Origin of the sequence: Marinobacter sp. R17 (assembly GCF_003789045.1) — a bacterium.
In the GTDB taxonomy this organism is placed as follows: domain Bacteria; phylum Pseudomonadota; class Gammaproteobacteria; order Pseudomonadales; family Oleiphilaceae; genus Marinobacter_A; species Marinobacter_A mangrovi.
Window position 1 is genome coordinate 1 of record NZ_RHGZ01000010.1, and the last position, 23458, is coordinate 23458.

At 59.4% G+C, this 23458-nt stretch carries 25 protein-coding genes and 1 tRNA gene; 14 read left to right on the forward strand and 12 right to left on the reverse strand.

Annotated elements, in window-relative coordinates; genetic code table 11:
* On the forward strand, nt 1-422 hold a 422-nt coding region (locus EB809_RS08990; RefSeq protein WP_148079177.1), incomplete at its 5' end, for a transposase.
* A gap of 420 nt (nt 423-842) precedes the next feature.
* Here the strand turns inward: EB809_RS08990 and EB809_RS08995 are convergent.
* From EB809_RS08995 to EB809_RS09005, 3 genes are all read right to left on the reverse strand, one after another.
* On the reverse strand, nt 843-1688 hold the full coding sequence (locus EB809_RS08995) for an ion transporter (protein ID WP_123634488.1): 846 nt from the start codon (nt 1686-1688) through the stop codon (nt 843-845).
* 71 nt (nt 1689-1759) lie between these two features.
* Entirely contained in the window at nt 1760-2203 is a 444-nt protein-coding gene (locus EB809_RS09000) for a hypothetical protein (protein WP_123634489.1), read from the reverse strand.
* Between the two features lie 14 nt (nt 2204-2217).
* Nucleotides 2218-2577, reverse strand: a complete 360-nt coding sequence (locus EB809_RS09005) for a hypothetical protein (RefSeq protein ID WP_123634490.1) — start codon at nt 2575-2577, stop codon at nt 2218-2220.
* Nucleotides 2578-2728: 151 nt separating this feature from the next.
* Between EB809_RS09005 and EB809_RS09010 the strand changes: the two genes are divergently transcribed.
* The 3 genes from EB809_RS09010 to EB809_RS09020 all read left to right on the forward strand — a co-directional run bounded on the left by EB809_RS09010 (nt 2729) and on the right by EB809_RS09020 (nt 5323).
* Nucleotides 2729-3511 (forward strand): SDR family NAD(P)-dependent oxidoreductase, encoded by a 783-nt coding sequence (locus tag EB809_RS09010; RefSeq protein WP_123634491.1) that lies wholly within the window; start codon nt 2729-2731, stop codon nt 3509-3511.
* A 107-nt stretch (nt 3512-3618) separates the two neighbouring features.
* Nucleotides 3619-4026 carry a hypothetical protein gene (locus EB809_RS09015; protein ID WP_123634492.1) on the forward strand — a complete coding sequence of 136 codons (408 nt, stop codon included), beginning with the start codon at nt 3619-3621 and terminating at the stop codon, nt 4024-4026.
* Between the two features lie 55 nt (nt 4027-4081).
* A complete protein-coding gene (locus tag EB809_RS09020) occupies nt 4082-5323 on the forward strand; it encodes a saccharopine dehydrogenase family protein (protein ID WP_123634493.1) in 1242 nt (413 codons plus the stop codon).
* 7 nt (nt 5324-5330) lie between these two features.
* On the opposite strand, the gene cydC is transcribed toward EB809_RS09020, so the two are convergent.
* From cydC to EB809_RS09040, 4 genes are read right to left on the reverse strand one after another with little or no spacing between them, the layout of a single operon-like run.
* Nucleotides 5331-6992: a thiol reductant ABC exporter subunit CydC gene (gene cydC / locus EB809_RS09025; protein WP_123634494.1), complete on the reverse strand. Its 1662-nt coding sequence runs from the start codon at nt 6990-6992 to the stop codon at nt 5331-5333.
* Nucleotides 6985-8736: a thiol reductant ABC exporter subunit CydD gene (gene cydD / locus EB809_RS09030; protein WP_223807889.1), complete on the reverse strand. Its 1752-nt coding sequence runs from the start codon at nt 8734-8736 to the stop codon at nt 6985-6987. Before cydD ends, cydC begins: the two co-directional genes overlap by 8 nt.
* Nucleotides 8720-9721, reverse strand: a complete 1002-nt coding sequence (gene cydB / locus EB809_RS09035; protein ID WP_123634495.1) for a cytochrome d ubiquinol oxidase subunit II — start codon at nt 9719-9721, stop codon at nt 8720-8722. Before cydB ends, cydD begins: the two co-directional genes overlap by 17 nt.
* Before the next feature lie 2 nt (nt 9722-9723).
* The gene (locus EB809_RS09040) at nt 9724-11169 is read right to left on the reverse strand and encodes a cytochrome ubiquinol oxidase subunit I (protein WP_123634496.1); all 1446 of its coding nucleotides are present in this window, start codon (nt 11167-11169) and stop codon (nt 9724-9726) included.
* A gap of 284 nt (nt 11170-11453) precedes the next feature.
* On the opposite strand from EB809_RS09040, the gene EB809_RS09045 reads away from it, so the two are divergent.
* The 4 genes from EB809_RS09045 to EB809_RS09060 all read left to right on the forward strand — a co-directional run bounded on the left by EB809_RS09045 (nt 11454) and on the right by EB809_RS09060 (nt 16006).
* A complete protein-coding gene (locus EB809_RS09045; RefSeq protein ID WP_123634497.1) occupies nt 11454-12077 on the forward strand; it encodes a class I SAM-dependent methyltransferase in 624 nt (207 codons plus the stop codon).
* A gap of 623 nt (nt 12078-12700) precedes the next feature.
* A tRNA-Leu gene (locus tag EB809_RS09050) sits at nt 12701-12786 on the forward strand.
* Nucleotides 12787-12892: 106 nt separating this feature from the next.
* Nucleotides 12893-14728, forward strand: coding sequence for a reverse transcriptase domain-containing protein (locus EB809_RS09055; protein WP_123634498.1), 1836 nt, complete (start codon nt 12893-12895; stop codon nt 14726-14728).
* Between the two features lie 264 nt (nt 14729-14992).
* Nucleotides 14993-16006, forward strand: coding sequence for a substrate-binding domain-containing protein (locus EB809_RS09060; RefSeq protein WP_123634499.1), 1014 nt, complete (start codon nt 14993-14995; stop codon nt 16004-16006).
* Nucleotides 16007-16015: 9 nt separating this feature from the next.
* On the opposite strand, the gene EB809_RS09065 is transcribed toward EB809_RS09060, so the two are convergent.
* Nucleotides 16016-16564 carry a PadR family transcriptional regulator gene (locus EB809_RS09065; RefSeq protein ID WP_123634500.1) on the reverse strand — a complete coding sequence of 183 codons (549 nt, stop codon included), beginning with the start codon at nt 16562-16564 and terminating at the stop codon, nt 16016-16018.
* Nucleotides 16565-16659: 95 nt separating this feature from the next.
* Here EB809_RS09065 and EB809_RS09070 point away from each other — a divergent pair, with 95 nt between their 5' ends.
* Entirely contained in the window at nt 16660-17055 is a 396-nt protein-coding gene (locus tag EB809_RS09070) for a DUF2306 domain-containing protein (RefSeq protein WP_123634501.1), read from the forward strand.
* A gap of 6 nt (nt 17056-17061) precedes the next feature.
* On the opposite strand, the gene EB809_RS09075 is transcribed toward EB809_RS09070, so the two are convergent.
* The 3 genes from EB809_RS09075 to EB809_RS09085 are packed head-to-tail and all read right to left on the reverse strand — an operon-like array spanning nt 17062 to nt 19264.
* Nucleotides 17062-17580 (reverse strand): DUF192 domain-containing protein, encoded by a 519-nt coding sequence (locus EB809_RS09075; protein ID WP_123634502.1) that lies wholly within the window; start codon nt 17578-17580, stop codon nt 17062-17064.
* Entirely contained in the window at nt 17580-18341 is a 762-nt protein-coding gene (locus tag EB809_RS09080) for an ABC transporter permease (RefSeq protein WP_123634503.1), read from the reverse strand. Before EB809_RS09080 ends, EB809_RS09075 begins: the two co-directional genes overlap by 1 nt.
* Nucleotides 18338-19264, reverse strand: a complete 927-nt coding sequence (locus EB809_RS09085) for an ABC transporter ATP-binding protein (RefSeq protein WP_223807890.1) — start codon at nt 19262-19264, stop codon at nt 18338-18340. Before EB809_RS09085 ends, EB809_RS09080 begins: the two co-directional genes overlap by 4 nt.
* Nucleotides 19265-19568: 304 nt before the next feature.
* Here EB809_RS09085 and EB809_RS09090 point away from each other — a divergent pair, with 304 nt between their 5' ends.
* The 5 genes from EB809_RS09090 to EB809_RS09110 all read left to right on the forward strand — a co-directional run bounded on the left by EB809_RS09090 (nt 19569) and on the right by EB809_RS09110 (nt 22818).
* Nucleotides 19569-19973: an MbcA/ParS/Xre antitoxin family protein gene (locus tag EB809_RS09090; RefSeq protein WP_123634505.1), complete on the forward strand. Its 405-nt coding sequence runs from the start codon at nt 19569-19571 to the stop codon at nt 19971-19973.
* A complete protein-coding gene (locus EB809_RS09095) occupies nt 19974-20666 on the forward strand; it encodes an RES family NAD+ phosphorylase (RefSeq protein ID WP_123634506.1) in 693 nt (230 codons plus the stop codon).
* Between the two features lie 173 nt (nt 20667-20839).
* Nucleotides 20840-21217, forward strand: coding sequence for a PilZ domain-containing protein (locus EB809_RS09100; protein ID WP_123634507.1), 378 nt, complete (start codon nt 20840-20842; stop codon nt 21215-21217).
* A 342-nt stretch (nt 21218-21559) separates the two neighbouring features.
* On the forward strand, nt 21560-22030 hold the full coding sequence (locus EB809_RS09105; protein WP_123634508.1) for a hypothetical protein: 471 nt from the start codon (nt 21560-21562) through the stop codon (nt 22028-22030).
* A gap of 473 nt (nt 22031-22503) precedes the next feature.
* Nucleotides 22504-22818, forward strand: coding sequence for a hypothetical protein (locus tag EB809_RS09110; RefSeq protein ID WP_123634509.1), 315 nt, complete (start codon nt 22504-22506; stop codon nt 22816-22818).
* A 14-nt stretch (nt 22819-22832) separates the two neighbouring features.
* Here EB809_RS09110 and EB809_RS09115 read toward each other — a convergent pair whose 3' ends face one another.
* On the reverse strand, nt 22833-23438 hold the full coding sequence (locus tag EB809_RS09115) for a hypothetical protein (RefSeq protein ID WP_123634510.1): 606 nt from the start codon (nt 23436-23438) through the stop codon (nt 22833-22835).
* Between the last annotated feature and the right edge of the window lie 20 nt (nt 23439-23458).

Genomic DNA, 23458 nt, shown 5'->3' on the forward strand with positions numbered 1-23458 from the left:
GCAAAGTGATCAAACGCAGCCGCTGGCTGCTGTTGAGAAACCGAGACAACCTCAAGGAAGACCAGGCCGTTAAGCTCAAGGAGTTGCTCCAGGCCAATCAGTCACTCATGACGGTGTACCTGCTGAAAGACCAGCTCAAGGAGCTCTGGTATGCGCCCTCTGAGGACGAGGCGAGGCAGCGCTGGCGCGACTGGTTCAATCTGGCCATCAGTAGCGGCCTCAGACCTGTGCAGCAATTTGCCCGACGGCTTAGAGACTATCGGGAGGGCATTGTCGCCAGTGCCCGCTACCGCCTGAACACGAGCGTACTCGAGGGCATGAATAACAAGATCAAGGTGATCAAACGAATGGCTTACGGATACCGGGACAGCGATTACTTCTTCCTGAAGATCAAAGCCGCTTTTCCCGGTAAAGTGCGATGAACCAATTATTTTGGTCTCCCGGTAGGTTGGGCTGACGAAGGAAGCCCAACAACATAGGCCTCGCATTTGTCCGTGTTTGCCTCTGAATCCGAGACGGCGATCCGGAGTGAATGGAAAGAGGCGGTGTGACATCGGGTCTCGCTGGACAGACCTGTTGGGCTTCCTGCGTCAGCCCAACCTACGATTCTGCATTCCGGAATTGCAGGCTTATATCTCCCTCTCCCCTCGCGGGAGAGGGCCGGGGAGAGGGGGAGGCGCCATCAGGCGCCCATCAGTCTCACAAGCATCCCGGCGAGGCTTTCGCCTCGTCCCCCTCTCTCCAAACCTCTCTCCCGCGAGGGGAGAGAGGCTTTTAAAGCGGCGGCGTCCGCAAAGCATCGCTGCATTGGGATGCCGGGAGCTCACGTCCATCGATACCTATCAGCGATTCTCGCTGTCCCGCACCGGCAACCGGTGATTCACCATCTCCGTCAACGCCTGCAACTGCTGCTGCACTTCATCCAACTTGCGGGCCATGTCGTCCCGTTCGCGGTGGGCCTGTTCGGCTTCGCGGCTGTTCTGCTCGGCACTCATCACTTCCAGGATCACACCAATCATCATGTTCAGGAACACGAACGCTGTTAGGAAGATGAAGGTGATGTAGTACAGCCAGCTCAGCGGATATTCGGACATGGTTTCGTACATCACGTCCGTCCAGTCTTCGAACGTCGCCACGCGGAAAAGCGTGAGCAGCGACACGGCCACGTCGCCCCACAGGTCCTCGTTGATCGGCGCAAAGAACAGCGAGCCCATCGCGGCGTAGATGTAGAAGATGATGAACATCAGCAGGGCGATGTAACCCATGCGGGGAATCGCTTTGAGTAACGAGTTGATCAGGAATCGCAATTCCGGTACCACGGATACCAGACGCAGCACCCGGAACACCCTGAGCAGCCGGCCCAGCAGCACCGCTTCGGAATTATCGAGCGGGATCAGGCTGCCCACCACCACAATGGTGTCGAACAGGTTCCAGCCGTCCAGCAGGAAGCGTTTCTTGTCGGGATAGACCGCGAAACGGAAGATAATCTCCAGCAGGAAGAACACGGTAATCGCGCCGTCCAGGAAGAGGATGGACTGTTCGACCACCTCGGGAAGGTCATAGGTCTTGGCGCCGATTGCGAGCGCAGACAGGATGATGATGGCGATAACCGACGTCTGGAACAGCTTGCTCGATTCGATACGGCGCAGGCTTCCCAGCACGGACGAGGCATCCGTGGAGTACGACATGGCGGGGAGTCTCCGAAATAAACAGGGTAGCGTTGGATTTTATTCAGTTGCCCGCCAAAGGAGAAGCGTTCTCAGTCCTTATCGCCGTTGTTCTTTTGGCGTCGACGGTTCAGGCGGATGATGACGTCCGCAAGGGAATGGATCTGGCGATTGGCGACGCGGATGGAGCGATACACCCGGGTGGAGACGTCGTCATGGATTTCCCGGGCGCGGAGGCTGTTCTCACGGATCTGGTCATCGCCGGACAGGCGATCGATGGCCTGGAAGGTGGTGTCGCTTAGCATGCGGTGCAGGACGGCAATCGCCGCGGTGCCGCCGTCGACGGAGTCCTGCAGCATCAGGCGCCGATTGTCGGCCTCGATGCGCTCGAATTCGCGTTTGCGCTCGACGCTCTCGACTCGGGCGAGTGTGGCTTCCAGTCGCTTGAACTGCTCACTGATGTGCGACGCACGACGCCAGGCCAGCCCCAATAACAAGGCGGTCGCGGCTGTGCCGGTCAGCAATATCCAGAGCATGGTGACCTTCTCCGTTAGCGATATTCCACCTTCATTTCGGCTTCGACGCCGCGCTCGGCCAGTTCAGCGCCGACTTCTCGCATCACCTGCTGATAAACCCGGCGACAGACCATATTGGGCAGGTGATCCGCCACAATTCGCGCGGACCGGGACTCCCGTTTGGCCACGGCGATCGGGTCCAGCACCCGCACGGTCAATACCATCTGCGGTTCTTCGCTACGGCGCCCACCGTTCAAAGATTCGATCCGGGACAGGGCGCTCTCCAGCATTTCACCCTGACGCTTGAGCTGGCGATACAGCACAATCGCGGCGATGAGCAGGCCAATCACGCACAAGGCGAGGAACACCGTCACGTTGGAAACTCCTGTTACCATGGTTGTTTCATCGTTGTGGTCCCTACAGGCACTTGGCCTGCGAGGCTTTCCTGCATAGTGTGAGGGACGTCAGCGGCGTTGCGATTGGCCGAAGTGCCGCTTTAATTACGGGCGCCCGGAAACCCGAGGCCGCACCGAACAGGGAGATGACATGAGCCGAAGAACCGCTTTGGTCACCGGCGCCTCCGCCGGCATCGGCCAGGGATTCGCCGAGAAACTTGCCAGTCAGGGTTATGATCTGGTGCTGGTAGCCCGCCGCCGGGAGCGTCTGGAAGCGCTCGGTAAGGATCTGCAAGCTCGCTTTGGGGTGGCGGTTCACATCGTGGCCGAAGACCTGGGCGATTCCAATGCTGTCGAACGCATCCTCCACGCCGTCGACGATGCGGGGCTCCATGTGGACTTCCTGGTGAACAACGCCGGTTTTGCCGCGCGCACCAGCCTGGTGGACAGCGACTGGTCGGTGCTGAACCAGGAAATCCAGGTGATGGTCACGGCGCTGACCGAACTCATGGTCAAACTGGGCCGGCGCATGGTGAAGCGAGGCTACGGGCACATCATCAACGTGGCGTCCCTGGCCGCCTTTGCACCGTCGCCGGCGGGCATGCTGTACACGGGCATCAAGAACTACGTGGTCAACGTGTCCGAAAGCGCCGACATGGAATTTCGTCAGCACGGCGTTCGGGTGACCGCATTGTGCCCGGGCTTTACCTACACTGAATTCCACGACGTCCAGGGCACGCGCGAGCAGGTCAGTCGCCTGCCGTCGATTCTGTGGCAGAACGTGCCGGCCGTCGTCGAAGAAGGCTATCAGGCCGCGTTGGCCGGCAAGCCGGTTTGCGTTCCGGGCCGCTTCAACAAGGTCATCGCGTCGGTCAGCGGGTTGCTTCCTGAGTCCGTTCGTTACCAGTTAGGACGGCGGGGCCGTATTTATTGAACATCTTGAACCGCAGTGGTCGAGGGCACGTATCAAACCTCTGTCACCGCTAATACGTTGAATGCTGTATATACTGCCTCTTTTGTGGCAGCAACCGGGGGATCGCTATGGAATGGCTCAAAGCTTTTGTCGCTGGTTTTCTGGCGACGCTCCTGTTTCATCAGGGGCTGTTCGGTCTGTTTTATCTGGCGGGTCTGGTGCCGGCCGCACCCTACAACATGACGCCGGTTCCGCCGTTCCATGTGCCCGCCGTGATGTCGCTGGCGTTCTTTGGCGGTTTGTGGGGCATACCCATCTGGGCCATCATCCGGCGCATGAAGCCGCTGATGCACTGGATCAGCGCCATCGTCCTGGGGGCCATCGGGCCCACCGTTGTTGCCATGCTGGTGGTGTTCCCGCTCAAGGGAATCCCTGTAACCGCACAGACCTGGATGGGCGGTCTGGTCCTGAACGGCTTCTGGGGCCTGGGCCTGGCGGTGTTCATGGCGTTTATGGTGAATCGTAAAAAAGTATAATAATCATAATTCTAAAGAATATTTTTCAGCTACTTTCAGAAAAAGGGATCTCAGAATGAGTCAGGCACCATTCGATATTGTGGTTTTTGGCGCGACCAGCTTTGTGGGGCAGATTCTGTCTCGATACCTGCTGGAGCGCTACGGCGCCGGCGGCGAGGTTAAATGGGCGATCGCCGGGCGTTCCGAAGCCAAGCTGGTGACGTTCAAGTCGGGGCTGGGTGAGGCGGCCGCGGATCTTCCGGTCATCATCGCGGACGCTGGCAACGAGGCATCGCTGACCGAGATGTGCGAACAGACCCGCGTGGTCATTTCCACGGTCGGGCCCTATGCACTCTACGGCGAGCCGCTGGTTCAGGCGTGCGTGAACAGCGGTACGGATTACTGCGACCTGACTGGCGAGGTGCAGTGGATTCGCAAGATGATCGAGCGCTACGAGGAGCAAGCCAAGAAGACTGGCGCGCGGATCGTTCATTGCTGCGGCTTCGACTCGATTCCCTCGGACCTGGGCGTTTATTACCTGCAGCAGCAGGCGAAAGCCCAGTTCGGTGAGCCGTGCTCGACGGTGAAAATGCGGGTGAAGGCAGCCAAGGGCGGATTGTCCGGCGGTACCGTCGCCAGCATGATCAACGTGACCAAGGAAGCGGTGGCCGATCCCGCACTGCGCAAGGAACTGGCCAACCCGTATTCCATCTGCCCGAAGGATTTCCGGCCGGCCCGTCGTCAGCACAACGTGAAAGCGGCGGAATACGATGAGGATTTCCAGGCGTGGACGGCGCCGTTCGTGATGGGCGCCATCAATACCCGTGTCGTACACCGCTCCAACGCCTTGCAGGGTGCCGCCTACGGTCAGGAATTCGGTTACGACGAGGCGGTCCTGACCGGTAAAGGACTCAAGGGACGCGCGGCGGCGCTGGGCGTGGCGGCGGGACTGGGCGGTTTCCTGGTGGCTGCGACCATCAAACCGGCCCGTTGGGCGCTGGAGAAGTTTGTCCTGCCCAAGCCGGGCGAAGGCCCGACGCCCAAAGCCCAGGAGGAAGGTTTCTTCGACCTGCGCTTTGTGGGTATTTCCGCAAAAGGCGAGATGATTCGTACCAAGGTCACCGGCGATCGTGATCCCGGCTACGGCTCCACCGGCAAGATGCTGGGCGAAGCGGCCATCTGCCTGGCGTTTGACATCGACACGCCGGAAAAACGTCCCGGCGGCTTCTGGACCCCGGCCTCCCTGCTGGGCCAGAAAGCCATCGACCGTCTGGTGAAAAACGCCGGCCTGCGGTTCGAGTTGCTCGAGAACCGCTAGACCCGCCTCACGCTTTCCAATCTTCCGTGGTCAGCGTCCTGTGCATCGGTGGCAGGGCGCTGGCGTCGTGGGCCAGTCCCACCACCGTCTTCCCGCTCAACTCAATTTCCAGCGCCTTGGACAGCTGCGCGGCCGTGTCGCGATCCAGGCCGGTGAACGGCTCGTCGAGAATCACGATCGGCGCATCCAGCAGGAGCACGCGCGCCAGGGCGACCCGGCGGGCTTCACCGCCTGACAGCTGACGGCCCGCTTCGCCGACCCAGGTCATCAGGCCCAGAGGCCAGCTATCGACAGCCTCTGCCAGCTGAACGACCTCCAGCACGTGCCAGATTTCACCAGAGGTGATGTCCGGGCGAGCCAGCTTGAGGTTGTCCAGCAGGGTGCCGTTGAACAGGTGAGTGCGCTGGGTCAGGTAGGCCACATCCCGCTGCGCGCCGATGCCGTTGGCCGGCCAGCGGGTTCGGCCGTGGCAGCGAATCTCGCCGGTATCCGGCGTCAGCAGACCAGCGGCCAGATCGGCCAGCGTGGACTTGCCGCTGCCGGACGCCCCGATGAACCCAACCCGGTCTCCGGGAGCCAGTTTCAACGTGAAGTGGCGCAACAGCGGGTGGTGATCTTCGAACGCAAAGCCCACATCGTGCCATTCCAGTTCGCCGGGCGTGGGCTCGTCCACGGCCTCGGGGGTATCCATCAGCTCATAGTGCACTTCGGTGTTCAGGCGTCGGGCGGAGGCCACGGTACCGCCGAATTCCGCGTAAGCCGGGGGCAGGGCAATCAGGATTTCACCGAGGCCCAGCACCGCCAACGCGATAAGCACCGCCACCGGGCCACTGACCGCATCGGATTCGACTCCGCCAAGGCCCATAACCAGTGCCAGCAGGGCAACCGCCTGCACGGTCCAGGTGATCAGGCCCTGCGCCGTGGAAACCGACCGCTCCGTGGCGTACTGCGGGCGCATCATGGCTTGATCGTCGTCCAGCAGACGGTCGCAATGTGCGCCGATCAGGCCCGCTGCCCGCAGTTCCGCCTGGCCTTCCAGGGTCTCGATCAGTCGACCCCGCAGGGCTTCCAGGCGCTCGACCCGGCGCGCGGTGCGCTGTCGATTCATTCGGGCCAGACCCAGCGTGATGACGGCAGTCAGCGCCAGCAGGGCGACCAGCACCCACAGGACAAGCTGACCGCTGACCAGCAACGCCAACAGGCTGACAGCGCCAATGGCCAGAATCGCCACACCCAGCGGCGCCAGCAGCCGCAGATACAGGTTGTCGAGCGCATCGATGTCCTGCACCAGACGGCTCAGCCGATCCGAGGCCCGGGCGAACAGGTGCTCATGGGGCAGCTGGTGAGCCAGGGTCGAAAACAGGCGAACGCGCAGGTCGGCCAGCAGGCGCAGCACGGTGTCGTGGTTGAACACCCGCTCGACATAGCGGGACACGGTCCGGGTGATGGCAAAAAAGCGGATGCCGCCGCCCGGCACGTAGATGTCCAAAAACGCGTGGATGCCTTTGGCCAGCAGGGCGCCGGTGATGGCCGAGGCAGTCAGGAACCAGCCGGACAGACCCAGCAGGCCAATGGCGGACAGCACCGTCAGCAGGATCAGCACGCCGCCGATCACCAAGCGGCCACGACGTTGCAGGATCAGTTTCAGCCAGGGCCAGAGTTCATTCATGGATCAGCCCTCCGTGACGGACGCGGTACACCGTGTCCGCCATATCCAGCAATTGCGGGTGATGGCTGGCCAGCACGAGGGTCCGGCCGTTGGCGACCAGCTCGTCCAGGGCGGCGATCACCTGTTCTTCGCTTTCGGCGTCCAGGCCGGCGGTGGGCTCATCCAGCAGCACCAGCGGGTAATCCGCCAGGAAAATACGCGCCAGGGCCAATCGACGCGCCTGACCGCCGGACAGCCCGGCGCCGGACTCGGACACGGGCGCGTTCAGCCGTTGCGGGTGGTTCTCCACCAGGTGCGTCAGGCCGGCCTTGGCGAGGGCATCCAACAATTGCTCGTCAGTGGCGTCTGGCGCCACCAGGCGCAGGTTTTGCGCCCAGGTGCCCTGCAGGATAAAGGGGGACTGACCCAGCCAGCCGAAGGGGCGGGCACCCGGCATTTCACCAAACACGCTGATCGATCCGGACTGGGGCTGGCAGAAGCCGGCAATCAGGTGCAGCAGGGTGGACTTGCCGCAGCCCGAAGGCCCTTCCAGCCCGACAATCTCGCCTGCACCGATCGTCAGCGACAGATCGGCAAACAGCGGGCCGCGATCGGCGAACCCGAACGAGACGTGCTTCAGGTGAATGCCCTGGGCGGTGTCCGGCGTGTCGTAAACCGTCGGGGCCGTTAGAGAACGAGCGGATTCGGCCTCCAGGCGTTCCAGCAGGCAATCCGCGGCGCCGATGGCAGAGGCGCGGTCGTGGTAATGCTGGGACAGCAGGCGTAGCGGCTGGAAGAACTCCGGCGCCAGAAGCAGGATGAACAGGCCGCTGAACAGCGTCAGCTCATCGGCCCCGCCGAAATGGATATAGCCCAGCAGCCCGAAGCCGATGTACATGGCGATCACCGCAATGGCAACCGACGAGAAAAACTCCAGCACCGCCGAGGACAGGAACGCCACCTTGAGCGTTTTCATGTTCACCTTGCGAAACTGGTCCGTAACCTGGCCCACCTCGCGAGTGGCCTTATCCGTCTGGCCGAACAGCTGCAGGGTCGTGAGCCCACGCAACCGGTCCATGAAATGACCGGACAACCGGCCCAGGGTTTCGAAGTGCTGTTGGTTCAGCTTCTCGGCGCCCATGCCCACCAGCGCCATAAACAGCGGAATGAGCGGTGCCGACAGCAACAGGAAAAGAGCGGCGAGCCCGTCGTAGCAGAACACCACGATCAGGATCAGCAGCGGCACGATCACCGACAGCATCATCTGCGGCAGGAACCGCGCGAAGTAACCGTGGAGGGCTTCCACCTGTTCCAGCCATTCGCTGGCCAGCGTCGCCGGACTGGTCTGGGACAGCCCCGTGGGGCCTTGAGCCTGCCAGCTGTCGATCAGTTGGCGACGGACGGATTGCCGGATGGTTTCGCTGGACGCCGCGGCCGCGTTGTCGCGCATGATCTGGAAGGCACCGCGCAGCAGAATCGCGGCGAGAATACCGCCAATCAGCGGTGTCAGCTTGGCCAGTTCGACGTGCTTCATCACCACTTGGGACACCAGCCAGGCCGTCAGACCAAGCTGGACCACCATGGCCACGGCGGACGCGGTGCCGCCGACAATCGTGAGTCGTATCTGGGGTCGCGCCGGACCGGCCAATTCATTGAGCCACTGCCGAACGCGCCGTTGCCTTTCCCGATCGGTTGAGGAACGGCCCCCGGCGTCAGCGCCGGGAGCCTCGTCAATGGAGGAGGTTGGTTCAGTGATAGCCGACACCTGCCTTAACCTTGCCGCGGAAGACCCAGTAAGACCAGGCGGTGTAGGTCAGAATAATGGGAACCACGAACAGTACCCCGAGCAGCAGGAATAGCTGTGACTCAGGCGCCGAAGCGGCATCCCAAAGGGTGTAGTCCGGCGGAACCACGTAAGGCCAGCGACTGGCAATCAGTCCCAGGTAGGTGAACACGAACATGCCCATCGTGGCCACAAAGGGCATGCCTTCGCTGCGTTTGCCCACATGTCGGAAGACCTGATAAGCACAGAACAGCGCCAGCACCGGGAAAATCCAGATCACTTCAATGGTGGAGAACCAACGCTCGCGCACCATCTCGTCCACAAAGGGCGTCCAGGCGCTGACGATGGCAAACACGACCAGTACCGCGAGCAACAACGGACGGGTGATCTTGTAGGCCCATTCCTGGATATAGCCTTCGGACTTCAGGATCAGCCAGGTGCTGCCCAGTAGCGCGTAGCCCGCCATCAGGCCCAGGCCGGTGAGCACGGTGAACGGGGTGAGCCAGTCCAGCGCGCCGCCGACGTAAACGCCGTTTTGGGTTTCAAAGCCCTGGATGTAGGCGCCGACCACGCATCCCTGCGCGAACGAGGCGATCATGGAGCCGACCGCAAAGGCCCAGTTCCAAAGATAGCGGGACGTGCGTGCCTTGAAGCGGAACTCGAACGCCACACCCCGGAAGATCAACCCGGCGAGCAGGAGGAAGACCCCGATATACAGCGCCGGCAGCAGGATGGAGTAGACCAGTGGAAACGCAGCCAGCAACCCGGCTCCGCCGAGTACCAGCCAGGTTTCGTTGCCGTCCCAGATGGGGGCGACGGAGTTCATCATCACATCCCGGGCCTGCTCGTCCGGGGCGAAGGGGAAGAGGATGCCCAGCCCCAGGTCAAAGCCGTCCATCAGGACGTACATGATGACGCCGAAGCCGATAATCACAGCCCAGATAAGCGGTAAATCGATCAATTGCATGATTAGTGGCCTCCCTTGTTCAGCGGTGCGGCATGGGTGTCGTGATCACGTCCCGGATAGGGACTAGCCTCGAAGGTCACGTGCGCGGCCGACAGCGGACGCATCGCGCGATCGTGTTCCTCGTCCACCGGCTCTTCGTCTTCCACGCCCATCTGCAGGACCCGGAACAGGTAGTAGACGCCGGCGGTGAACACCATGGCGTAGACCACGATGTAGCCGATCAGTGTGAACAGGGCCATACCACCGGTCAGCGACGGGGTGACCGCCTCCGCCTGGGTCATGATGCCGTAGATCAGCCAGGGCGCACGGCCCACTTCGGTCACGAACCAGCCGCTGAGAACCGCCAGGAAGGGCGCAATGCTCATCAGTCGCAGGCTCTGCAGATACCAGACGGTGCTGTACAGCTTGCCGGTGGCTCGCAGGATCACGCCAATCACGCCGGCAAGGATCATCAGCAGACCCATGGCGACCATGATGCGGAAGCTCCAGAACACGATGGAGACCGGCGGCTGTTCATCCGGCGACGCTTCCTTCAGGCCCGGAACGACACCGTTCCAGTCGTGGGTCAGGATCAGGCTCGCCATATGCGGGATGCCGATTTCCATCAGGTTGGACTGGGTCTCCTTATCCGGCCAGGCGAACAGCAGCAGCGGTACGCCAGACTGGGTTTCCCAGTTGCCTTCCATCGCCGCCACCTTGGTGGGCTGGTGCTCCAGCGTATTCAGGCCGTGCTCGTCGCCGACAAACGCCTGCGCCGGCGCCAGGAACAGGATCAGCCACAGGCACATGGACAGCGCTTTGCGGTTGGCTTCCACCTCGCGGCCGAGCAACAGGTACCAGGCGCTCACGCCCGCCACCACGAAGCTACCGGTCAGGAAGGACGCCATCACCATGTGGAGGAAGCGGAACGGGAAGGAGGGGTTGAAGATCGCCTCGCTCCAGGACAGCACGTGGATCACGCCGTCGCGCATCTCAGTGCCCGCCGGGGTCTGCATCCAGCTGTTGGCCACCAGGATCCAGAAGGCCGAGATGAACGTGCCCAGGGCCACCATCAGCGCGGCAAACAGATGCACACCGGCCGGCACCTTGTGACGCCCGAACAGCAGCACCCCGAGGAAGCCCGCCTCCAGGAAGAAGGCCGTCACCACCTCATAGCTGAGCAATGGCCCGATAATATTTGACGAGGCTTGTGCAAAATTGCTCCAGTTCGTACCAAACTGAAACGACATGACAATACCGGAGACCACACCCATCCCGAAGACCACGGCGAAAACCTTCGTCCAGAAGGCCGACAGCTTTTCCCAGGCCGGGTTTTGAGTGCGAAAGAACAGTCCTTCCAGGACTGCGATATAGGACGCCAGGCCGATCGTGAAGACCGGGAAGATCGCGTGAAACGATACAACGAAGGCGAACTGGATACGGGAGAGGAGAATGGGATCTAAATCCACGGGTACCTCCGGGCACAGGTTAGACAAAGGCGTTCCAGGTCATGCTGGAGCTGCCGCTCAAACGAAAACGAAATGCCATCTGAGGAGCGGGGTGCTGTCTGGTGACCAGAAGACCCCTTATTGTTACCGGCATCCGGAATGACGGACTGTGAGGATCCATGACCAGTCCGAAAATCCTGCTCAGCGTACCTGTCGAGCCATCGCATGCATTGACTGAAATCAATATCGGAAATCAATAGCCTACATGCCTCTCACAATAGTAGTGCGCAAACCGGAGTGTTCAAGTGTCACTTTATGAAGATCATGTTTTACCCCATCTGATCAACCGGGCCTGCTCCATCGGACCGGTGATGAAACTGCGCCAGCAACTGGTGCCTCAGGCCCGGGGCGATGTCCTCGAAGTGGGCATGGGGTCCGGGGTGAACCTCCAGTACTACAATCCCGACAGGGTCAATTCAGTATGGGGTCTGGAACCGTCCGAGGGCATGCGACGGATTGCCGCGCGAAACGTGGCCGCCGCGCCGGTGGAGGTGAAATGGCTGGATTTACCGGGCGAACGCATCCCGCTGGAGGACAACAGCGTGGACACCGTGTTGCTCACCTTCACCCTCTGCACCATCCCGGACTGGTTCCAGGCCTTGCAGCAGATGAAGCGCGTGCTTAAACCGGACGGCCAACTCCTGTTCTGCGAACACGGCCGCGCCCCCGAGCCGGGCGTGCGCAAATGGCAGGACCGCCTGACCCCGGCGTGGCGAAAAGTCGCAGGTGGCTGCCACCTGAACCGACCGATTACACGGTTGCTCGAGTCCGCCGGCTTCGAGATCGAATCGGCCGACAGCCTGTACATCCAGAACACGCCGAAGATCGCGGGATTTGTGACGTACGGAGTGGCTCGAAAGCCCGAATAGGGGATTGGTTTGGTTGAGATTTGACCGATTTGAAGGGCAAGATTGCGATCAGCCACAGCTGCTTATACAATCCCCGCTCCTTTCAGCACTCCCTCTGCCCGGGTGGTGAAATTGGTAGACACTGGAGACTTAAAAGTGCGCCCGTAGAGGGTGCAGAGACGATGATGCAGGCATGCATCTCTACTGGAGGTGAAGTAGATAAACCAGCGTCTTACTCGGCAAGGAAACTTGTGAGAATCAGGTAACTGATTCCCAAACTGGAAAATGTAACTATCATTTTGCAGGGAGCGGGGACCGTAGCATGACGTGAAAAGTCCCAAAATCCGACGTGTCAGTGGGGTGGAGGGGCAGGTAGAAAGGATACGGTAAAAGCTAGACTGCTTGAATCCTAGTCTGAGTGCGGTTTGCCCCGCACCGATGGGGAATGACACTGAGACCCCATTCCTTAAGGTTGAGAGGCAAGATTTTAAGGCCTCTTAAAACTTCCCCTTAAGGCACAGGCCCAGCGAGGGCTCTCAAAGACGAAAGGGATACCTAAGTCCTATGCAACGTTTCTGCATTAACGCGGGGATGGCCTAAGTTGCGCAAGTGATATGGCCACGGAGTGTTCGTAGTAGAGTGACGCCACGATGGTGGAATTGGTAGACACAAGGCACTTAAAATGCCTCGGCCAATGGCTGTGCGGGTTCGAGTCCCGCTCGTGGCACCATTATTTCCCTAATAGGGAAGGGGGACAGCAACCTGCGAAGGTTGTGTCTCAGAAGGGACACAGGTAGACGCCGCTAGTCGGAAACTTGATCAAGCTGGAGAGCTTATTGAAGATCATTGAAAGACTGGCAACGCTGAAACGGTTGAACCGAAACCCAAAGTGGGTAAACGACGACCTCTTCAGGCTGGTGTGTAATCGCGATTTTGCGATTATAGCTTACGAAAGGATAAAGTCCGATGCCGGTAACATGACGGCGGGCGATGACGGGCTCACACTGGACAGTATGTCACTGGCATACGTGGAACGGTTGTGTAATGCGATCCGTAATGGGTCATATCAACCTACCCCAGTCAGGAGGAAGAACATACCTAAGGCTAATGGTAAAACAAGGCCTCTTGGTATCCCTTCACCTCGTGACAAAATTGTCCAAGAAATGGTTCGAGAAATTCTCGAATCCATCTATGACGCTCCAGAAACGCCAAGCTTTAGTGAAGCTAGCCACGGATTCAGACCAAGTAGGAGCTGTCATACTGCCATTAAGGAGTACACCAGCTGGCATGGAACGACTTGGTTAATCGAAGGAGATATTAAAGGCTTCTTCGACAATATCGATCATCATACGCTGATCCAATTGCTTAGGCAAAGGATCAAGGATGAAAGATTCATTAACCTTATTTGGAAGTTCCTTAGAGTAGGGATAAGAGAAGAAAATGGGTCCTTGACCCCCAGTAAGCTCGGAACCCCACAGGGTGGCACCATCAGCCCAATACTCGCCAATATCTATCTTCACGAGTTTGACCAATGGGTCGAGAAGACTCAGAAGCAGCTCACTAAGGGTAGTAAAAGGAAGCCAAATCCTGAATGGCGATCCCTGGTTAGAAAGAAGGACTATCTTCTGAAAACTGGGAAAGCCAAACCGGATGATGAAGAGATTAGAGAATTAACACGCAGGGCGGAAAAACTGCCAACGGTGTTAGTCAATGACCCAGATTTCATACGTGTTCGCTATGTAAGGTATGCGGATGACTGGATAATTGGAGTGACTGGTCCGAAGAAGCTGGCAAAGCAGCTCAAAGAGCAGGCAGCCAAGTTCCTAGACGAGAAACTCAAGCTCGAACTGTCGAAGGAAAAGACGTTAATAACCAACGCTAAGGATCGTGCAGCAAAGTTCCTGAGCTTTAACCTATCCGTAGGAAGCTCGGTGAAGCGCCGGAAGGTGAAAACCGAAGGCAAACGCACGACCATGAAGCGCACTACTGGGTGGCAGACGAGAGTCGATGTTCCTGTGATGGAGGTCGTACAGAAGCTTCAGCAGAAGGGCTACTGCCATGCAAAAGGTGGTAAGGAGTTCTTTCCATGCTCAAAGAAGTCCCTAGTGGCTTCGACTGACCATGACATAGTCATGAGCTTTAATTCGGTATGGAGAGGAATCTACAACTACTATTGCGTGTGCGATAACGCCCACAAGCTGCGATGGGTGATGTACATACTTCAGTACTCATGTCTCATGACTTTGAGTCACAAACATAGGCGAAGACTTCCGAAAACCATAGCAGTCACTGGCGTTTTTCCATCCATTACGTACAAAGACGCAAATGGGACGGAGAAGAAGGCGAAGTTCTGGAAGCCCAAACAGTGGCAAATGCCAAAATTGGCGTCTAACAGAGAGTTGGATATTGACCAACTAAATACTTTGACCTTCAAGCTGACTCATTCGCGCTTGGGTAGTCCTTGCACTGTCTGCGGGAGCAATAACAAGGTGGAAATGCATCACCTTCGAGCACTGCGGAAAGGAAACAAGGACATTACGAAAGGGTTTAATCGCATACTTAGCGCCATCAATAGGAAACAGGTGCCTCTTTGTCAGAAGTGTCATAATGAGGTACATGCAGGTAGATATGACGGGCTTAGCCTATCTGAACTTGCCTTTATTCCTACGTGAAGGAGTCTACTGGAGAGCCGTATGCTATGAAAGTAGCACGTACGGTTCGGTGGGAGCTTATTGGGTGTCCTTCTAGGCGCTGGTAAGCGACCCAACTCTCTTGACCGTTAGGTCGTGCCGGTTCGAGTCCGGCCCCGGGCACCAAAGACTGTCTGTCATCTTGAGACTAATTCCTACGAGCGCCGGGCCGTCCGCTATACTGTTTCCCACAGTAGCCGTAGACCACAGGCACGTGGCCACATTCCTGCACCAGCGGGGTTGGATATGGATTTCCGCAGGCGAGTCACTGAGTCACTTCTTTTCGTTTTCCTTTTCTCGATTCCGGCCGCTTATGGTCAGGGGCTGACGTTTGCCCTGGTCAGCAAGAGCCTTCAGGACGCCAACTTCATTGCAGCCGCTCGCGGCTGTGAGGCGGCGGCTTCGGAGGATGGGAATCACTGCCTTCACGTCGGTCCTGAAGGGGCAGCGCATTTTCGAAGCCAGGATCTGGCCATTCGGCGGCTGCTCAAACAGGACGTGGATGGCATTGCGTTGTCGGTCACCAACGGCGCGTATCTGGCGCGGCAGAGTCTGAAGCAGGTTACCAAGCGAAACATTCCCCTGATTACCTTTGATTCCGACTTGCCGGAGGATCTGCATTTCCTGCGCAGCGCCTATGTCGGGCCGGACAACCGGGTGATCGGTCAGCAGCTGGGCGGGATTGTGAATCGGTTCATGGATGAGGGGACGCTGTGCCTGATGTCGGCCAGCCCGTTCGACACCAACCTGAATGAACGCCTGATGGGCGTCAGACAGGCGTTGACCGGCGATCCCAAACCGGACGAGCCGGGGCTGCTGGCCGGTGAGAATGGCTGGACGGAGACCGGGCGGTGCCCCTGGTACAACGCCGATGACAAAAGCCGGGCCGTCACGCAGGTGTTTACCGCCTACACCTATGAGCATTCGGATGCGATTGTGTCGGTCGGGGCCTGGCCGCTGCTGGACGACAACCGGTTGCGCGAGGCGTTGCTCCCGTTTCGTGATTCGCTCCGCTCCCGGGAGAAGCTGTTTATCCTGGCCACTGGCGGGCTTCGACCGCAGGATTATTCGCTGATGGACGAAGGGCTGATCCAGGGTTTTGTGTCGATCGACTTTGAAGCCATGGGGCGAACCAGCTATGACGTGCTGAAACGCCTGCATGAGGGCAGGGCGGTCGAGGAATACTGGCCGACACCGGTGATCCAGGTTTTGCCGGAACCGGCGCCGGTGACCGGCGGAGAATCAACCCAGCCTGAGTAGCGCGGAGCGCTATGGCGCGTTATCCAGATCCTCAAGCGTGGCTTCCACTTCTTCAATCCACTCAAGGCCGGCCGTGATTTGAGTGACACCGCGGCGCAGCGCCATGTACTGCAACCGGTATTGCCGTGACAGGGCGTCGGGTTGGCGAAAGTAGGTGTGCTCAATACTGCGGAAGTAGCCGAGCTGCGCCAGCCAATCCTGCTTCAGCTGCTCCAGATCTTCTCGCAGTACCTCGCTCTCCAGCAGATCGCCAGCGAACAGCTTCACCAGGAGCGGATCCCGGACGGGCGGACGCGACTGGGGTTGGTTAAGCCAGTCCTGCAAGTCCTTTTTGCCAGACAAGGTCAGGTGGTAGCGCTTCTTATCCGGTTTGTCCGATTGCTCAACGGTCTCGACCAGTAACTTGTTGTCTTGAAGCAGGCGCGCGAGTTCCCGGTACACCTGTTGGTGGCTGGCGTTCCAGACATTCGCGAGTCGGGAGCGAAATCGCTGGGTGAGCTCATAACCTGTGGCCGGCGCTTCGTGAAGCGCTGCCAAGAGTGCGTAGCGCAATGCCAATGGAATTCTCCGCTTTAAATTTATGCATATTGTTGCATAAGGGTAAAAGGTTGTCGCAATATGCAATTAATTGCATAAAATGGAACGGGAAGGGAATGAACGTCAACATACTTCTAGGCACCACAACGGCCATTCAGATCCATGTCGTAGCGGCGGTTTCTGCGTTGGCTCTGGGAAGCATCCAGTTATGCAGTACAAAAGGAACCCGCTGGCATCGAAGCTTGGGGCTGGTATGGGTGGCGGCGATGTTCGTGGTGGCGGTGTCGTCTTTCTTCATACACCAGATCCGTTTGGTTGGCCCCTGGAGCCCCATTCACCTACTGTCACTACTCACGCTGTTTGGGCTCTGGGGTGCGCTGGTAACGCTCTGGAAGCGCCGCTATCGCCAACACGGGCGCATCATGGTGTCGCTGTTCGTATTCGGGCTGATCGGCGCCGGGCTGTTCACGCTGTTGCCCGGGCGCCTGATGCACGCGGTGTTCTTCGGCTAGATGTGGTTAGGCATCCGGTTGCGGGCAATGGGCCCCTGGAGCGTCCAGGACGTCGACCTGGTGCCCCACACGAATGCCGTTGGTGCGGAAGAAGCCTTGCGGCATTTCCAGGGCGGTGGTGTAGGTGACACCAGCCGGATATTGCGGGCAGCGATCGGGATCGTCGGCGGCGCAGGGAAGCATCTTGCGTATCGCGCGGATTTCGCCGGCCTCGCTGATGTAGGCAATGTCCAGCGGGATGAAGGTGCGGTACATCCAGAAGGTGGCTTCCGGCGGGCGCGATTCCTGATAGACGAACAGCATGCCGTGGTCCGGCGGCAGGGATTCGCGGCCCATCAGGCCCTTGCGGCGCTGGGTATCGGTGACCGCCAGTTCGGCCGTCACCGCTTTCTGGCCGTTGCCGGATTCGATACAGAGCTGCGCCTGATCGAGTTTTGTCGCGGCTTCGGTCGGCGTCCGACAGGCCTGCAGGCCGGTGACGACCGCCACGATGGCCGTGGCGGTGAAGAGAGCTCGGCGACGCATCAGCTTCTGAGTCGGTAGCCGGTTTTGAAGATCATGGCGATGATCACCAGGCAGATGACCATGAACAGGAACGTCATGCCGGCGCAGAGGAGTACGTTCACATCCGAGATGCCGTAAAACGCCCAGCGGAAGCCACTGATCAGGTACACCACCGGGTTGAACAGGGTGATGGTCTGCCAGATCGGCGGCAGCATGCTGATGGAGTAGAAGGTGCCGCCCAGGAATACCAGCGGCGTGACGATCATCAGCGGGACGATCTGCAGCTTCTCGAAGGTGTCCGCCCAGATCCCGATGATGAAGCCAAACAGACTGAAGGTGATGGCCGTCAGCACCAGGAACAGGAACATCCAGACCGGGTGGTCGATGGAGTAATCCACGAACAGGCGAGCGGTCAGCAGGATGATCAGGCCGAGAATGGTCGACTTGGTCGCCGCGGCGCCCACGTAGCCAATCACCACTTCCACGAAAGACACGGGCGCGGACAGCACCTCGTAGATGGTGCCTGAGAACTTGGGCATATAGATGCCGAACGAGGCGTTGGAAATGCTCTGCATCAGCAGCGAGAGCATGATCAGGCCCGGGATGATGAAAGCGCCGTAGCTGACCCCATCAATGTCGCCCATGCGGGAGCCGATGGCGGAGCCAAACACCACGAAGTAGAGCGAGGTGGAGATGACCGGCGACAGCACGCTCTGCATCAGCGTTCGCCACATGCGCGCCATTTCGAATTTGTAGATTGCGCGGATTCCGTAAACGTTCATACCTTCGCCTTGACCAGGTTGACGAAAATCTCTTCCAGGGAGCTTTCCCGGGTTCGGAGGTCCTTGAAGTCGACACCCTGTTCGGCCAGACGACGGAGCAGGGTGGCGATGCCCGTACGCTCTTCACTGGTATCAAAGGTGTAGACCAGCTCGGTGCCATCGTCGGACAGCTCAAGCTGCAGGTCGGACAGGGATTCCGGGACGCTCTCCAGCGGTGCCTGCAGGTGCAGACGCAGTTCTTTCTTGCCCAGCTGCTGCATCAGCGTGTGCTTGTCTTCCACCAGGATCAGCTCGCCCTGGCTGATGACGCCGATGCGATCGGCCATTTCCTCGGCTTCTTCAATGTAGTGCGTGGTGAGGATGATGGTGACGCCGCTTTCCCGCAGGCGGCGGACCAGTTCCCACATGTCCCGGCGCAGCTCGACGTCGACGCCGGCGGTGGGTTCGTCCAGGAACAGGATTTGCGGTTCGTGGGACAGGGCCTTGGCGATCATGACCCGCCGCTTCATGCCGCCGGACAGGGCCATGATGCGGGAGTCCCGTTTGTCCCAGAGCGACAGGGATTTGAGCACTTTCTCGATGTGCGCCGGGTTCGGTGCCTTGCCGAACAGGCCGCGGCTGAAGCTGACGGTGTCCCACACGGTTTCGAAGGCATCGGTGTTCAGCTCCTGGGGTACCAGGCCGATCTTGGTGCGAGCGGCGCGGTAGTCCGAGGCGATGTTATGACCATCCGCCAGCACGGTACCGCTGGTGTGATTGACGATGCCGCAGATGATGCTGATCAGCGTGGTCTTGCCGGCGCCGTTGGGGCCCAGCAGGGCGAAGATCTCACCCCGGCGGATATCGAGGTTGATGTCCTTGAGGGCCTGATGCCCGGAGGCATACGTTTTGTAGAGGTTTTTGACAGAGATGTCGGGATGCACGCGCGCTCCTGTCTGGCCGATTCGGGAAAAAGGCTCCCCGCGGTTCGATTCGATCGGGTGCCCGTTCGGGCAAACGAGCATTTTATACGAAAGCAGGGCCGTCGGGCATGACCCGATTCTCCATAAATCACGCCGGATCCCGCTGTTTTCGGTGATTCATGTCATGGGTTGTTGTGGAATTTACGTACACTGCACTTGTCCGGATATGGTCGCTCAGGACACTGATGTACAATTATGGACAGAAAGAGCACAGGAGAATAGACTGGAATCAGCAATGGGCCGGGTGCCCACGGGAGCAAGCGCGATGACACAAACGGATACTTCAACCGCCACCGACCTCCACGGCGAAGAACGGCGTGGGCAGGTTGCCCTGAAGGCGTTTTTTAATATCACCGCGGAGTGGGGTTGCACCCAGGCGGAACGCCAGAAACTGCTGGGGGAGATTGCGCGCTCCACGCTTAACAATTACGCCCGTCTGCCGGCGCAACGCCTGAACCGGGATCTGTTGGAGCGGATCAGTTACATCATGGGGATCTACAAAGCCCTGCAGATTCTCTACCCCACGCGGGAGCTGGCCGCACGCTGGATCAAGGCGCCCAACGCCGCGCTGCCGTTCAACGGGGTTTCCGCGCTGGCGTTCATGACCCGTGGCAGCATGATGCACCTGGCGGAAACCCGCCGCTATCTCGACGCGCAGCGGGGTTGGTAAATGACGGCATGGCCCGAACCGGAGACCTGCATTCCCGGCTGGGAAGCCCATCGGATCGTGCCGTCGCATTTCCCGCCGATCGAGATTTTCGAATCGGTGCTGTCCCAGGACGAATACGACATTGCCGCCGAGATTGAAGGCCTGACCAACGACCGGCTGCGGGATCTGACGGGCGACATTGAACGCGTTACAGCAGAGGATCGCGTGTTCGGGGCCGGTTCGACGCCGCTGATGGCGGCTTTCACCCACATCGGTGCCGCCAGCCGGTTTACCGACGGCCATTTTGGCGTGTACTACGCCGCCAGTTCCCTGGAAACCGCGATCCGGGAGACAGTCTTTCATCGCGAGCGTTTTCTGCGGGCCACCCAGGATCCGCCCATGGAGCTGACCATGCGCTGCTACATCAGTCGTGTGGTGCTGCCGCTGGACGATATTCGCCCGGAAGCCTATTCGAGCCTGCAGCAGCCTGACCTCGACAGCTATCCCCGTTGCCAGGGGTTCGCGGCCCAACGCCGGGCGGCTGGCAGCCACGGCCTGCTGTATCCCAGCGTGCGCCATGCCGGTGGCGAATGTCTGGCGGCCTTTCGCCCCCGCACCATGGGGCTGCCCTGGCAGGGGCCGCACCTGCGTTATGTCTGGAACGGCGAATCTATCACCGATACGTTCCGCATCACCCGGCACCGCTCTCTTTGACGAGATGCCGTTGGCATTTTGTCAAAACCAACGCCAAAAACTCGTCTAACCCACCTTATAAACTGTGATCCAGCACCGGGTTCTGCCGCGTTTATCTGATAAAGTCATGGAAAACAATAACTTCAATTGGCTTTTGCCAGACCACCACGGCCTATCGACAAGCGGAGAGACTGATGCAGGAACGACGGCGGCGGGAACGCTTACCTTTCATCCAGATGGATGCGCGCGTGAAAGTGCGGCGAAATCTGTTTTCCAATCGCTGGATTGATGTCAGCGTCAGCGACTTCAACAAACTGGGCATGGCGATTGTCGGCGACCATGAGTTTCGCGAAGGCGAGAAAATCCAGTTCAGCCTGCGCCTGAACACCGAAGTGGGCGATATCACGGTGGAGCAGGCCCAGGCGGTGGTCCGCAATTCCCGGGTCGGCGACAGCGGGACAATCTTTGGCCTGGAGTTTGTCGATAGCCAGAAAGGCGGCGTGGCCGAATCCCTGAGCCGGATCGAAAGCGTCCTGACCCGCTTCAAGGCCGTGACCCAGCGCATGACGTGATCCGCCGCAGGCGTAGCATGGCATTGCCCGTTGTTTTCCCGGAGAATGCTAGTGTCCCGTCTGGTTAATTCGTTGACCTACTGCGTACCGCTGACGTCTCTGGCCAAGGCGCCAGCCCGCCGGTGTGGTGGTTCCACATCCAGGGTTGGCAACGCAGGTCCAGAGGCGTCAGCGGTGCGCCCTTCGGGAGCGCCTGAACGCTTTGATAGCGGTGTTGCGGCAGCTCGATTTGGAACCACCAAACCTTCGCTACCGCGCCTTGCTCTCAAAGCGTTCAGGCGCTCAGAAGATCAGCGAATTAACCAGACGGGACACTAGCTCGCTTGATCGGGAGGAACGGGTTTGCTGCGCGGATTGTCTGTTGTTGTATTGATCGTCGGGCTGGTTGCCCTGCTGGTACTTGGGCCGCGTTACCTGCGGTCCACCGATGAGGCGGCCAAGACGTCGGCCGAAACCTGCAACCTGGATGATGGCGCCTGCCAGTGGCGAAATGAGGCCGGCGACTGGCAAATGAGCCTGAGTCTATCCGGGAAGACCACACCTCCAACCCTTACGCTGTCGCTGTCTGCGCCTGAAAGCGTTCCCTCATCTGAGCGGATGATGGCCGTGTTGAGCGGTTATTCCATGGAGATGGGGACCTTCCCGGTGGTGCTGACGCCGACCGGTGAACCTGGCCAGTTTCGGGGGCAAAGTCAGGCGCCGGTTTGTAGTGTGGATCCCGAGATGACCTGGCAGGTGGCTTTGCAGCAGGGTGGATCGGATGTCGCGATGCCTGAGGTTGTGGTGTTCCATAACGTGGTATCCGCCAAATAGACACCACCTTTATTGCAATCCCTACGTAGGTTGGGCTGACGAAGGAAGCCCAACAATTTACGGAAGGCCCCGATCTCTATCCGGCCTTTTGCTCTTTGGAGCTCCTGCCAAAATTTTGAATGTATTGGATAACGGATGTTGGGCTTCCTTCGTCAGCCCAACCTACGCTGCTGGTTTGAGGGCCAGTCAGGCGCCTGGAACACAGGGCAGCCCTGCGGGCTGCTCCGAAGCTAAAGCGTCGGCTACATTTTGAATACAGCTCGAGCATGTAGCAGATGCTTTAGCTTCTGAGGCGCCGAAGGTGCCCCATTCGTGCCCCCGGCACATTCCCTAGCTCCTCCATCCTATTCCCACTCCAGGAACGTGAATTCCATCACCTCCAGACCTACACGGCAGGCGCTGTCGAGGGCCGGACATGTTAAAATCGTGTGAAAGCGATACCGCTCTTACTTTCTCGCTTCACGGATGATGCTATGGACTACGCCGACAGTGTACAAAAGGTTCTCCTGCGCAAGATCAACAAGGCTGAGCAGGACCTGATGCAACTCAAACTGGATTATTGCCGCTTTATTTTCGGCCTGACGCACCGCAGTCAGGTGATCGTCGGTGAGACGCATTACCTCGTTCAATCAGTGGACCTGGACAGCATGACCCGGGAGGAAGACGGCAGTCTGAGACGGCCGGTCGTGTGGGGGATTCCGGAGGGGGCGGACCCGGATATTGCGCCGCTGAGTCTGGGCACGGACTGGGTTGCGGCCAAAGGCCCGGTTGGCCGGGCCGGCCCCTGATTGGCCGAACGGGTTCAGAGGAGGGCGTTCGCCGTCAGTGAGGCGTAGAGAGACTGGGTTTCAGGCACAAACCGATGCTGCTGCCAGTGCTCTGCGCCTTCGAGCCCGTTCCGATAGCAATGCAGCAGACTGCTGCTGGTGGTCAGATCCGACAGCATCTGCTCGATCACGATATCCCCGATGTCCAGCGCGTGCTGGATCACCTTGATGGCCGCTTCCAGTATCTTTTCCCGTTCCTTCACGTGACCAAACGCCAGGCCGCAGGCCGCGCCGTAGAAATAGGCGACAGCCAGCGATTTCAGCGTGGGCGCGGCGTCGCGGAGGGTAAGCCCGTGATGGCGCACATCCGTGAGCTGGATCGACGAGAAGATGTGCAGCTGCGTCACCAGGTCGTTGGCGCGCACGCGTTTTCGGCTTTGCCCGGCGGTCACGCGCTGGTAGGCATCCCGGGTGGCCTCGGCGGCTGGAAAGGAGGCGGCGGCCAGTTCAACGGACGCTGGCGTGAACGCCGACGTCGAGCGAAAAGGCCGCAGACGCGCCAGTGTGTACATGCGATAGGCCATCAGCGCCAGCAGGACAGCCAGACTGATTTCCACACCCGATACGATTAATCCCGTCATACGATCCCTGTCGTGCTGGT